Origin of the sequence: Serratia sp. PGPR-27 (genome assembly GCF_022678525.1) — a bacterium.
GTDB classification, from domain to species: domain Bacteria; phylum Pseudomonadota; class Gammaproteobacteria; order Enterobacterales; family Enterobacteriaceae; genus Serratia; species Serratia nematodiphila.
In genome coordinates, this window is record NZ_JALBYS010000048.1 from 1 (window position 1) to 12,282 (window position 12,282).

Consider the following 12,282-nt stretch of genomic DNA (forward strand, 5'->3'; position numbering starts at 1 on the left):
CGTCAAAGCGTGAGCCGTAGTCGTCGAAGATGATAAAGCCCTGCATACGGATGCGTTTGCGCAGGATCAGCCCCTCCAGCAGCGGCAAGCGGTCCGGCCCCGCAGGTAACCCGGTGGCATTGTAATGGGCGATGATGCCGCATACCGGAATACGCGCTTTGGTGTTCAACAGCGGCAGTACGGCGTCGAACACCGCCCCGCCGACATTCTCGTAATAGATGTCGATACCCTGTGGGCAGGCGGCGGCCAACCGTTCGGCAAAGTCTGGGGCGCGGTGATCGATACAGGCGTCGAAACCCAACTCTTCCACTACATAGCGGCATTTTTCCGCACCGCCGGCGACGCCGACGACGCGGCAGCCTTTCAGTTTGCCGATTTGGCCGACCACCGAACCAACCGCACCGCTGGCGGCGGCCACCACCAGCGTTTCACCTGCCTGCGGTTGGCCGATATCGAGCAGCCCCATGTATGCGGTAAATCCCGGCATGCCGAGCACGCCCAGCAGGCGGGAAGGGTGCGGCAAATGCGGGCCGAGGTTGCGCAGGCCGCTGCCGTCGGACAGCGCATATTCCTGCCAGCCGTCATACCCCAATACCCAATCGCCGACGTTGAAATCGGGATGCTGTGAGGCCGCCACGCGCGATACCGTACCGCCCACCATCACCTGACCGATCTCCACCGGCGGCGCATAGGAGGGGGCATCGCTCATGCGTCCACGCATATAAGGATCCAACGACAGATATACGGTGCGCAACAGCAGTTGGCCGGCGCCGGGTTGCGGTGCGGGGACGGTATCAAGACGGAAGTTCGCCGCTGTCGGTTCGCCGTTCGGACGCGAGGCCAGCAGGAAGCGGCGGTTCTGTTGAGAAGGGGACATCGAAAGCTCCTTTGTGGTGCGGCAAACAAGGTCCGTTAAGCCTAGTGCAGGAGCGCTGAGGCGACGTGACCGAATGTGCTTAGCTCAGAGCGGAACAATCAACACGTCGATATGACTGATATTGATAAAGCGGGCGGCGGAACAGGAGACTTTGTTCATCATGCTGTCTCGGTGATTGCCGCAGAGCAGCAGGTCAAACGGCTGACGGCGGCTGGCGAATGCCAGGCTGTCACCCAGCTCGCCATGCACGATCAGCGTATCGGCGATAGGGTAGCCGGCGCGTTGGCGCAGTTCCTGCATAAACAGCCGGGTTTCCTCTTCCATCAGCGAGCGCAAATCGCCCAGCATCGGCCCGGCGAAATTATTGTACATTTCCGGATTGGCGAGGGTGCTTAACAGGGTGATGCTGCCGCCGTAGGGGCGAACGATGGAGACGGCCTTTTCCACCAGGCGGTGGCTGTCAGGGGCAACGGCGACGGTGACCAGAACGTTTTGATACCCCATATCCGACTCCTTGTTGTATCCATCGTGTTTCAGGCTGCTGCAGCGGCGGCCTTGGTGGAAGTACTGCGTCGGATAAAGGGTAGAACCTGGCGGGGGGAATAAATGTGTTTCATATCACGCGCGGCAATAAAAGCTGAATGTGCCCCGGTTATATAGCAATAAAAGATAAAACCGTTGCCGCACGTAATTTCACTGAATTAAAGCACCTGTGCCCACAGCGTTTTCGGCACCTTGCCCAGATCGAACAATTTACCGGCAACCAGCTCGGCGCGACGGTGGTCGGCGGCACGGTACATATTGCTCATTTCCGTATCGTTTTCAATGGAGTAGTTCAGTTTGTCGTACACCTTCTCCAGGCTGTCCAAAGAGGAGCATTTACGAAATGTCAGCAGATATTCGAGCGTATCGGTCATGATTAAAATATAGCCTGTTAATAGTTAAAGCCGGGTGAATAACACATAGCGACTCACGGCGACGCCGTCGAGGCAGCGATGTACGACCTGACAAAAATCATTTCAATTAGATAAATTGCACTGGGTAATGATGTCGCGCCGCCCGTAGCGGCGCTTTGGTAAATCATAATATGCCAGTGCGCCGTCAGCAATCTCAGCCTGCTGATTAATGGAGAAATAGGGAAAGTCTCAGGGCGGTTGACGGTCGACGCGTCGTCGTTCGTGCTGTGGGCAAGCACAAGGTGCCGTGCCGGGCCTCTTTTGGGTGATTTTTTCACCCGGCCGTGGCGCCGCCGCGGCATTGGGCGATGTTTGTCGCCGCTGCTTGCGTTGAAAAGCCGTTTTGTTCGATGAAGAAATATGAACAGTAAAACAAAACTGCGTTTTATTTTATGACAATGAAGCAATGAAAGCCAAAGCCATGTAAATAATCTCTGGAGGGAGGGGGAATTATCTCGGCGTCAGAAAAAGAAATAAAAAGCATTAAGGTTTTATGAATTGCTGCCGATATAACGTTTTGGGGGAATTTAACTCAAAAAAAGCACTCTTGCATCGTGCTAATACGGAAACATATCGTTACGTCTGTTGGCTTGTTCACTACGCCTGCGAATCATTGATAAGCCATAATCACCTGATGTTGAAAATTAGAACAGCCTCAGGCTGAAGGCTTAAGTCAAATCCGATAGCTAATAACCTCATAGTTTACATTGGTTATTTTTCAGCTTGGATATTTTTTAGTAACTCAAATGGTTATTTATACTGAGTTTGTTGCCTATATGCAGATTTTTGTTCTGTTATTTTGGTTTGGTGATGCTTTTGTTCGAATTGATCTAAAAAAGATAATTTTTTGGCGGATAAACATTGTTTTTAAGACGTTTTTTTACCTGTGGCTATTTTATGAGCAAAATGACGGTCAATAAGTGAGCGTATTTGGGGGTATTTGGCTTAATTATTTTTTATTTTTGTGATATATGTCACATTGTATTTAAAATTGCCTCTCACTTACATTGTGTGTGCTAATGGTTCGGGGGTAGAGTTGCGCTGCTTTAGGAATAATCTTATTAAATTTGTAAAAATAGTTTCATGGTGACTAAACACTATCGAAGCAGAATGCTGTACATCCATACACGTTGGTTTACGCTCGTAGCAAATACTGAACAGTGGTCGAATTTAGCGATTGTCGAAAATTATAGCAGTCGTTTTTGAGAGATTAATTTGCCAACTTTGGGAAACAACCCAAGTCACGGGCGATAAAATTTATCACCCAGCGTATGTTTTTAAACATAGTCTGTCGGGATGGGGAATATGGGTACGTCTGAATTACTTAAGCATATTTATGACATCAATCTGTCATATTTACTTTTAGCACAGCGTTTGATCAACGATGAAAAAGCGTCCGCAATGTTTCGCCTGGGTATTGATGAAACCATGGCCGATGCGCTGGCGCAGCTGACTTTGCCGCAAATGGTTAAACTGGCCGAGACCAACCAGCTGGTTTGCCACTTCCGCTTTAACGAAAGCCAGACCATCGAACGCCTGACCAAAGAGTCGCGCGTCGACGATCTGCAACAAATCCATACCGGCATTTTGCTATCAAGCCATTTACTGCAAGAGCTATCGAGTAAAGACGCTAGCCCGACGAAGAAAAGAGCCTGATGATGGTTGAGAAAAGTATCGTTCAAGAAGCCAAGGACATTCAGCTCGCCATGGAGCTGATTTCGCTGGGAGCCCGATTGCAGATGCTGGAGAGTGAAACCCAGCTTAGCCGCGGGCGCTTGATTAAACTTTACAAGGAGTTACGCGGCAGCCCGCCGCCAAAAGGAATGTTACCGTTCTCAACCGACTGGTTTATGACCTGGGAACAAAATATTCACTCGTCGATGTTTTACAACGCTTACCTGTTTTTGATGAAAAGCGGGCAGTGCAGCGGCGTGGAGGCGGTGATCAAAGCCTATCGCCTCTATCTCGAGCAGTGTCCGCAGCAGGCCGGCGAGGCGCCGTTGCTGGCGCTGACCCGTGCCTGGACGCTGGTGCGCTTCGTCGATAGCGGCATGTTGCAGCTTTCCGCCTGCAGCTGCTGCGGCGGCGCATTTATCACCCACGCGCACCAGCCGCTGAATGGTTTCATCTGCAGTTTATGCCAACCCCCATCCCGCGCCGTAAAAAGACGTAAACTTTCGCCGCAACTGGCCGATATTATTCCTCAACTGCTGGACGAGCAGGTCAAACGCGCCATTTGAGCCGCCACGTTGCCGGCTCTCGGCAATGAATACCGACGTGTGATACGCAGGGGCGGCATGCCGCCCCCAGACATGCAGCCTGGTCTGTCGCGCCAGGGCGCGTTTGCCCCACCTTCCATCCACATTGTTAATTTAAGGAATGCGTGTGCTAGTTATTTTGGGTTATCTCGTGGTATTGGGTGCGGTGTTTGGCGGCTACCTGATCGTGGGCGGTCATCTCGGGGCGTTGTATCAGCCGGCGGAATTTCTGATTATCGGCGGGGCGGGCGTCGGCGCCTTTATCGTCGGCAACAACGGCAAAGCGATCAAAGCCACGCTGCGCGCGCTGCCGCGGCTGATGCGCCGTTCCAAATACAACAAAGATCTGTATATGGATTTGATGGCGTTGCTGTTCCGTCTGCTGGCCAAATCGCGCCAGCAGGGCATGCTGTCGCTCGAGTTCGATATCGATAATCCGCAAGAAAGTGAAATTTTCTCTAATTATCCGCGCATCCTTGCCGATAACACTCTGGTGGAGTTCATTACCGACTATTTACGGCTGATGGTGAGCGGCAATATGAATGCGTTCGAGATCGAAGCGCTGATGGACGAAGAGATCGAAACCTACGAGCAGGAAAGCGAAGTGCCCGCCGGCAGTCTGGCGATGGTGGGCGACTCCTTGCCGGCGTTCGGCATCGTCGCGGCGGTGATGGGGGTGGTGCACGCCCTGGCTTCGGCTGACCGTCCGGCCGCTGAGCTGGGCGCGCTGATCGCTAACGCCATGGTCGGTACTTTCCTCGGCATTTTGTTGGCCTACGGCTTCATCTCGCCGCTGGCGACGTTGCTGCGCCAGAAGAGCGCCGAAAACGTCAAGATGATGCAGTGCATCAAGGTCACGCTGTTGTCGAGTCTGAACGGTTACGCGCCGCAGATCGCAGTCGAGTTTGGCCGCAAAACGCTGTATACCACCGAACGTCCTTCTTTCGTTGAGCTGGAAGAACACGTGCGCCGCGTGAAAGCGCCGGCGCAGCAGGCGACGGAAGAAGAAGAAGCATGAAACAGAATCATCCGGTCGTTCTGGTCAGAAAGCGCAAGTCGCATCATGCCGCCCATCACGGCGGCTCCTGGAAGATCGCTTATGCCGACTTTATGACGGCGATGATGGCGTTCTTCCTGGTGATGTGGCTGCTGGCGATCGCCAGCCCGCAGGAGCTGACGCAAATCGCCGAATATTTCCGTACGCCGCTCAAGGTTGCCCTGACCAGCGGCGACAAGAGCAGTTCCGAGAGCAGCCCCATTCCTGGCGGCGGCGACGATCCCACGCAGCAGCATGGCCTGGTGAAAAAACAGGTCGATTCGCCGGACTCGCGCGCCGAAGAGCTGCGCCTGAACAAGCTGCGCGAAAAGCTGGATGAGTTGATTGAGTCCGATCCGCGCCTGAAGGCGCTGCGTCCGCATCTGCTGATCAACATGATGGACGAAGGGCTGCGCATCCAGATTATCGATAGCCAAAACCGGCCGATGTTCAAAACCGGCAGCGCGCAGGTCGAGAGCTACATGCGCGATATTCTGCGGGCGATAGCGCCGATCCTTAACGACCTGCCGAACAAAATAAGTCTGTCCGGCCACACCGATGACATCCCTTACGCCACCGGCGAGCGCGGCTACAGCAACTGGGAACTGTCGGCCGATCGCGCCAACGCCTCCCGGCGCGAGCTGATCGCCGGCGGCCTGGCGGAAGGCAAGGTGCTGCGGGTGGTGGGCATGGCGGCCACCATGAGCCTGAAACAGCATGGCGCCGATGACGCGATTAACCGTCGCATCACCGTGTTGGTGCTGAACAAGCGAACGCAAGAGGGCATCGAGCACGAAAATGCCGAAAGCAACGCGATGGATATCGCCCAGCCGGACAGCCTGAAGCAGCTGGCGCCGTCGGCGACCGCACCGGCCAGCCAAACGCCGGAACCCTCGGCGACGGCCCCGGAACCGGTGGCGACAACGCCAGGCGCTCCACCGCAGGCATCCCCGGCGATAGCACCGGCCGATCAGGCGCCGGAACCACCGGCGTCCGCACCCGCACCGACTAACCGCGACTCACAGCCAGAGGTGACCCCGTGAGCATGGACATTAGCGATTTTTATCAGACCTTCTTTGATGAGGCAGACGAGTTGCTGGCCGACATGGAGCAACACCTGCTGGAGCTGGATCCGCTGGCCCCCGATATCGAGCCGTTGAACGCCATCTTCCGCGCGGCGCATTCGATCAAGGGCGGCGCGGCGACCTTTGGTTTTTCGGTGCTGCAGGAAACCACCCACCTGCTGGAGAACCTGCTGGACGGTGCAAGACGCCAGGAAATGAGCCTGAGCACCGAGATTATCAACCTGTTTCTGGAAACCAAAGACATTATGCAGGAGCAACTGGACGCCTATAAAACCTCGCAACAGCCTGACGCTGAAAGCTTTGAATACATTTGTCAGGCGCTGCGCCAGCTGGCGTTGGAAGCGCAACAGCAGCAAGAGGCGCCTGCGGCTCAACCGGCCGTTCAGCAGCCTGTCGTTAAGCCATCGGCCGCGCCGGCGGCGATCGAGGGCGGCATGCGCATCAGCCTGAACGGGCTGAAAGCCAGTGAAATCCCCTTGATGTTGGAAGAGCTGGGCAACCTCGGCGAGGTTAAAGATCCGCATCAGACGGAACACAGTCTGGACGTGACGTTGCTCACCTCCGCCAGTGAAGACGACATCAGCGCCGTGTTGTGCTTCGTGCTGGAACCGGAACAAATCAGCTTCTCGACGCCGACCCAGAGCGAACCGGCCATCGCAGAAGCGAGCTTACCGGAAGTGGCCGCCTTACCGGAGCCTGCGCCGGTCGCGAACGCCGCGCCGCCTGCCGCGAAACCGGCCGAAGCGCCAAAAGCGCGCGCCAAGGCGAGCGAATCCACCAGCATCCGCGTGGCGGTGGAAAAGGTGGATCAGCTGATTAACCTGGTGGGCGAGCTGGTGATCACCCAATCGATGCTGGCGCAACGCTCCGGCACGCTCGATCCGGTGAACCACGGCGATCTGCTGAACAGCATGAGCCAGCTGGAGCGTAACGCGCGCGATCTGCAGGAATCGGTGATGTCGATCCGCATGATGCCGATGGAGTACGTCTTCAGCCGCTACCCGCGGCTGGTGCGCGATCTGGCCGGCAAGCTGAATAAACAGGTGGAGCTGACGCTGCAGGGCAGCTCGACCGAACTGGACAAGAGCCTGATCGAACGCATTATCGATCCGTTGACGCACCTGGTGCGCAACAGCCTCGATCACGGTATCGAAGAGCCGGCTACCCGTATCGCCGCCGGCAAGTCGGCGGTGGGCAATCTGGTGCTGTCGGCCGAACACCAGGGCGGCAACATTTGTATTGAAGTCATCGACGACGGCGCCGGGCTGAACCGCGAAAAAATTCTCGCCAAGGCGGCTTCGCAAGGGCTGGCGGTCAGCGACAGCATGAGCGACGAAGAGGTCGGCATGCTGATCTTCGCGCCGGGTTTCTCCACCGCCGAGCAGGTGACCGACGTTTCCGGCCGCGGCGTCGGCATGGACGTGGTGAAACGGAATATTCAGGAGATGGGGGGCCACGTCGAGATCCGTTCGCAGGCCGGTAAAGGCACCACCATCCGCATCCTGTTGCCGCTGACGCTGGCGATCCTCGACGGCATGTCGGTCAAGGTGAACGACGAAGTCTTTATCCTGCCGCTGAACGCGGTGATGGAATCGCTGCAGCCGCAGGCGGAAGATCTGCATCCGCTGGCCGGCGGCGAGCGTGTGCTGCAGGTGCGCGGCGAATACCTGCCGCTGGTGGAGCTGTATCGGGTATTCGAAGTGGAAGGCGCCAAAACCGACGCCACGCAGGGCATCGTCGTTATCCTGCAAAGCGCCGGCCGCCGCTATGCGTTGCTGGTAGATCAGCTGATTGGCCAGCATCAGGTGGTGGTGAAGAATCTGGAAAGCAACTACCGCAAAGTGCCGGGCATCTCCGCCGCGACCATTTTGGGCGACGGCAGCGTGGCCTTGATCGTCGATGTCTCGGCGTTGCAAACCTTGAACCGTGAAAAGCGTCTGACGGACGCCGCCGCATAATAATGAGTTTATTGATTTAAAAGGTGAATGATATGGCAGGATTGGCAGCCGTCAGCAAATTGGCTGGCGAAACGGTAGGGCAAGAGTTTCTGATTTTTACCCTGGGCAACGAGGAGTACGGCATCGACATCCTCAAGGTGCAGGAAATTCGCGGCTACGATCAGGTGACCCGCATCGCCAACACCCCGGCGTTCATCAAGGGCGTCACCAACCTGCGCGGCGTGATTGTTCCTATCATCGATCTGCGGGTGAAATTTTCGCAGCAAAGTGTTTCCTACGATGAAAACACCGTGGTGATCGTGTTGAACTTTGGCCAGCGCGTGGTGGGCATCGTGGTTGACGGCGTCTCCGACGTGCTGTCGCTCACCGCCGATCAGATCCGTCCGGCGCCGGAGTTCGCGGTGACTCTGGCGACCGAATATCTCACCGGCCTCGGTTCGCTGGGCGAGCGCATGCTGATCCTGGTGGATATCGAAAAGCTGCTGAGCAGCGAAGAGATGTCGCTGGTCGACAGCGTGGCGAAAAGCGTCTGATTTCAGACTCAAGGGGCGGGGCGCCGCCCCCTTTAATCTTCACTTTCCCTGATCTGTCGCGATGGCCTCAGCCGCGCTCGGAACCCCCACTAAAAATAGTTACTTTCCCGCATAAAGTTTTGCCGCACGGCGCCGATAACTCTCACATTCAACGTCATCAGAGCCTGTCTGCGCGGGCTTCAACAAGGGAAATCATGTTAAATCGTATGAAGGTGGTCACCAGCCTGTTGCTGGTGTTGGTGCTGTTTGGCGCCTTGCAGTTGATTTCGGGCGGACTTTTTTTCTCCTCGCTGAAAAGCGATAAGGAAAACTTTACCGTCCTGCAAACGATCCGCCAGCAGCAGCTGCAGCTGAGTGAAAGCCGCGTTGACCTGCTGCAGGCGCGCAACTCCCTGAACCGCGCCGGTATCCGCTACATGATGGATACCAACAAGATCGGCAGCGGCGCCACCATTGATGAACTGCTGGCCAAGGCGAAGGAAGAGCTGGGTGAAGCGGAAAGACACTACGCCGCGTACGAGAAAATTCCTCAGGACCCGCGCCAGGATCCTCAGTCGGCGGAACGCCTCAAGCAACAGTACGATGTGCTGTACGGCGCGCTCTCCGAGCTGATCCAACTGCTGGGCGAAGGCAAAATCAACGCCTTCTTCGATCAGCCTACGCAGAGTTACCAGGACAACTTTGAGCAGAGCTACAACGTTTATCTGGAGCAAAACGGCAAGCTGTACCAAATCGCGGTCGACGGCAGCAACAGCTCCTACAACTCGGCCATTTGGACGCTGATCGTGGTGCTGGTGGTGGTGTTGGCGGTGATCGTACTGGTCTGGACCGGTATCCATCACATCCTGGTGCGCCCGCTGAACCGCATGATCGACCACATCAAACAGATCGCCGCCGGCGACCTGACTCAGCAGATCGTCGTCAACAGCCGCAACGAAATGGGCGTGCTGGCGGCCAGCCTGAAACACATGCAAAGCGAACTGATCGAAACCGTCAGCGGCGTGCGCCAGGGTGCGGACGCCATCTACAGCGGCGCGTCTGAAATCGCCGCGGGCAACAACGATCTCTCCTCCCGCACCGAGCAGCAGGCCGCTTCGCTGGAAGAGACCGCCGCCAGCATGGAGCAATTGACCGCGACGGTGAAACAGAACGCCGAAAACGCCCGTCAGGCTTCACAGCTGGCGCTGAGCGCCTCCGAAACCGCGCAGAAAGGCGGCAAGGTGGTGGCCAACGTGGTGCAGACCATGCACGACATCGCCGGCAGTTCGCAGAAGATCGCCGATATTACCGGCGTGATCGACGGTATCGCCTTCCAGACCAACATCCTGGCGTTGAACGCCGCAGTGGAAGCGGCGCGCGCCGGCGAACAGGGCCGCGGCTTCGCGGTGGTGGCCGGTGAAGTGCGCAACCTGGCGCAGCGCAGCGCGCAGGCGGCGAAAGAGATCAAAGGCCTGATCGAAGACTCGGTCAGCCGCGTCGATATGGGCTCCGTGCTGGTGGAAAGCGCCGGGGAAACCATGGGTGACATCGTCAACGCCGTCACCCGCGTGACCGACATCATGGGCGAAATCGCCTCGGCGTCGGACGAGCAGAGCCGCGGTATCGATCAGGTTGGCCAGGCGGTAGCGGAAATGGACCGCGTGACCCAGCAGAACGCCTCGTTGGTGGAAGAATCCGCCTCGGCGGCGGCGGCGCTGGAAGAACAGGCCAGCATGCTGACCCAGTCGGTAGCGGTATTCCGCCTGAGGTCGGAAGGCCAGGAAGAGTTTAAAGCGCCTGTCACCAGCAAGGCGACGGTAACACCGGTAATCAATCATAAGAAAATGAACGCCAGCGATCTGCAGGATAACTGGGAAACGTTCTGACCGGTATCGGGCCTCTCTCGCAGAGGCCCTTTTCCCTACGTAGGCCGGTCGCCGGCCGGCTGCAAGGAGGTTCACAGTGTTTAACCGAATCCGTATCTCTACCAGCTTGTTCCTGTTGTTGATGACCTTCTGCGTTCTGCAGTTGGCCAGCAGCGGCCTGTCGTATTCCGCGTTTCGCTCCGATAACCACAACCTCGACATCATCACCCTCGGCAGCCAGCAGCGCGATTCGCTCAGCCTGAGCTGGGTGTCGCTGTTGCAGGCGCGCAATACGCTGAACCGCGCCGGCACCCGCGCGGCGCTGAAACTGCCGCAGGAGCAGGTGAACGAATTGATGAGCAGCGCCCGCAGTTCGCTGCAGAAGGCCGATCTCTATTTCAATCAGTTTATGGCGGTTGAACGCAGCAGTGAACAGCAGAACCAGCAGACGGCCACCACCAAGGCCAGCTACGAGCGGCTGCGCGGTGCGCTGCGTGAGCTGATCGGTTTCCTGGAAAAGGGCGAGCTGCAGGCGTTTATGGATCAGCCGACGCAGAAAACCCAGGACCTGTTTGAGGCTGACTTCGTGCAGTACCTGCAGTTGGTCAACGGCGACATCAGCGAGGCCAGAGACGCCAACCAGTTCTCCTTCACGCTGGCGGGCCTGATGCTGGCGGGGGCGGTATTGATGCTGATCGTGGTGACCGGCAGCGCCATGTGGTGGTTGCGCACCATGTTGGTACAACCGCTGAACCAAATCCGCAGCCACTTTGAACGCATCGCCGCCGGCGATTTGGCGACGCCGATTCAGGTGTACGGCCGCAATGAAATCAGCATGCTGTTCGCCAGCCTGCAACGCACGCAGCAGTCACTGATTGGCACCGTCGGCGCGGTGCGCGACGGTGCGGAGTCGATTCTGATCGGCCTGCAGGAGATAGCCGAAGGCAATAACGATCTCTCTTCCCGTACCGAGCAGCAGGCCGCTTCGCTGGAAGAAACCGCCGCCAGCATGGAACAGCTGACCGCGACGGTGAAACAGAACGCCGACAATGCGCGGCAGGCCTCTCAGCTGGCGCGCGACGCTTCGGCCACCGCGGCCAAGGGCGGCGAACTGGCCGGGGACGTGGTCACCACCATGCACGATATCGCCAACAGCTCGCAGAAAATCGGCGCCATCACCAGCGTGATCGACGGCATCGCCTTCCAGACCAACATTCTGGCGCTCAATGCGGCGGTGGAAGCGGCGCGCGCCGGTGAACAGGGGCGCGGTTTCGCCGTGGTCGCCGGCGAAGTGCGCAACCTGGCGAGCCGCAGCGCGCAGGCGGCGAAAGAGATCAAGCTGCTGATCGACGAATCGGTCAGCCGCGTCAAACACGGCTCGGTGCTGGTGGAAAATTCCGGCGCCACCATGCAGGACATCGTGCGTTCGGTGACGCGCGTCACCGACATCATGGGCGAGATCGCGTCGGCTTCGGATGAACAGAGCCGCGGCATCGAGCAGGTGACGCAGGCGGTGACCCAGATGGACCAGGTTACCCAGCAGAACGCCGCGCTGGTGGAAGAGTCCGCTTCTGCCGCCACCGCGCTGGAAGAGCAGGCCATTACCCTGGCCGACGCGGTCGCGGTATTCCGTCTGGCGGACGATAACTTCGTCGCGCCAGGTAACAGCAACAACGCAGTTTCACCCGTGGTAAAGGAAGCCCAAGATTGTCAAACCGCATAAGCAGCACGTTTT

General features: G+C 57.5%; 11 protein-coding genes. 8 read left to right on the forward strand and 3 right to left on the reverse strand.

Annotation, left to right across the window (positions count from 1 at the left end):
- The 3 genes from MMS95_RS21135 to ydgT all read right to left on the reverse strand — a co-directional run.
- Positions 1-877 (reverse strand): NADP-dependent oxidoreductase (locus MMS95_RS21135; protein WP_242142231.1); only part of this gene is annotated, 877 nt, incomplete at its 3' end.
- An 84-nt stretch (positions 878-961) separates the two neighbouring features.
- On the reverse strand, positions 962-1,381 hold the full coding sequence (gene uspC, locus MMS95_RS21140) for a universal stress protein UspC (RefSeq protein ID WP_015378267.1): 420 nt from the start codon (positions 1,379-1,381) through the stop codon (positions 962-964).
- A 197-nt stretch (positions 1,382-1,578) separates the two neighbouring features.
- Positions 1,579-1,794 (reverse strand): transcription modulator YdgT, encoded by a 216-nt coding sequence (ydgT, locus tag MMS95_RS21145; protein WP_004934895.1) that lies wholly within the window; start codon positions 1,792-1,794, stop codon positions 1,579-1,581.
- 1,344 nt (positions 1,795-3,138) lie between these two features.
- Between ydgT and flhD the strand changes: the two genes are divergently transcribed.
- The 8 genes from flhD to MMS95_RS21185 all read left to right on the forward strand — a co-directional run bounded on the left by flhD (position 3,139) and on the right by MMS95_RS21185 (position 12,270).
- The gene (gene flhD, locus MMS95_RS21150) at positions 3,139-3,489 is read left to right on the forward strand and encodes a flagellar transcriptional regulator FlhD (protein ID WP_004934891.1); all 351 of its coding nucleotides are present in this window, start codon (positions 3,139-3,141) and stop codon (positions 3,487-3,489) included.
- A complete protein-coding gene (flhC, locus tag MMS95_RS21155) occupies positions 3,489-4,073 on the forward strand; it encodes a flagellar transcriptional regulator FlhC (RefSeq protein WP_016927281.1) in 585 nt (194 codons plus the stop codon). The genes flhD and flhC overlap by 1 nt, the downstream gene beginning before the upstream one ends.
- A 145-nt stretch (positions 4,074-4,218) precedes the next feature.
- Positions 4,219-5,109 carry a flagellar motor stator protein MotA gene (motA, locus tag MMS95_RS21160; protein ID WP_015378266.1) on the forward strand — a complete coding sequence of 297 codons (891 nt, stop codon included), beginning with the start codon at positions 4,219-4,221 and terminating at the stop codon, positions 5,107-5,109.
- Positions 5,106-6,170 (forward strand): flagellar motor protein MotB, encoded by a 1,065-nt coding sequence (motB, locus tag MMS95_RS21165; RefSeq protein WP_242142233.1) that lies wholly within the window; start codon positions 5,106-5,108, stop codon positions 6,168-6,170. Before motA ends, motB begins: the two co-directional genes overlap by 4 nt.
- The gene (cheA, locus tag MMS95_RS21170; RefSeq protein WP_021504093.1) at positions 6,167-8,170 is read left to right on the forward strand and encodes a chemotaxis protein CheA; all 2,004 of its coding nucleotides are present in this window, start codon (positions 6,167-6,169) and stop codon (positions 8,168-8,170) included. The genes motB and cheA overlap by 4 nt, the downstream gene beginning before the upstream one ends.
- 32 nt (positions 8,171-8,202) lie before the next feature.
- Positions 8,203-8,703 carry a chemotaxis protein CheW gene (gene cheW, locus MMS95_RS21175; protein ID WP_004934876.1) on the forward strand — a complete coding sequence of 167 codons (501 nt, stop codon included), beginning with the start codon at positions 8,203-8,205 and terminating at the stop codon, positions 8,701-8,703.
- A 194-nt stretch (positions 8,704-8,897) separates the two neighbouring features.
- Positions 8,898-10,568: a methyl-accepting chemotaxis protein gene (locus tag MMS95_RS21180; protein WP_015378264.1), complete on the forward strand. Its 1,671-nt coding sequence runs from the start codon at positions 8,898-8,900 to the stop codon at positions 10,566-10,568.
- Between the two features lie 76 nt (positions 10,569-10,644).
- The gene (locus MMS95_RS21185; RefSeq protein WP_049240632.1) at positions 10,645-12,270 is read left to right on the forward strand and encodes a methyl-accepting chemotaxis protein; all 1,626 of its coding nucleotides are present in this window, start codon (positions 10,645-10,647) and stop codon (positions 12,268-12,270) included.
- Positions 12,271-12,282: the final 12 nt, after the last annotated feature.

Coding starts and splice junctions, on each gene's coding strand:
- motB (WP_242142233.1), top strand. CDS start 5,106: ATGAAACAGAATCATCCGGTCGTTCTGGTCAGAAAGCGCAAGTCGCAT.
- flhD (WP_004934891.1), top strand. CDS start 3,139: ATGGGTACGTCTGAATTACTTAAGCATATTTATGACATCAATCTGTCA.
- flhC (WP_016927281.1), top strand. CDS start 3,489: ATGATGGTTGAGAAAAGTATCGTTCAAGAAGCCAAGGACATTCAGCTC.
- uspC (WP_015378267.1), bottom strand. CDS start 1,381: ATGGGGTATCAAAACGTTCTGGTCACCGTCGCCGTTGCCCCTGACAGC.
- cheW (WP_004934876.1), top strand. CDS start 8,203: ATGGCAGGATTGGCAGCCGTCAGCAAATTGGCTGGCGAAACGGTAGGG.
- MMS95_RS21180 (WP_015378264.1), top strand. CDS start 8,898: ATGTTAAATCGTATGAAGGTGGTCACCAGCCTGTTGCTGGTGTTGGTG.
- ydgT (WP_004934895.1), bottom strand. CDS start 1,794: ATGACCGATACGCTCGAATATCTGCTGACATTTCGTAAATGCTCCTCT.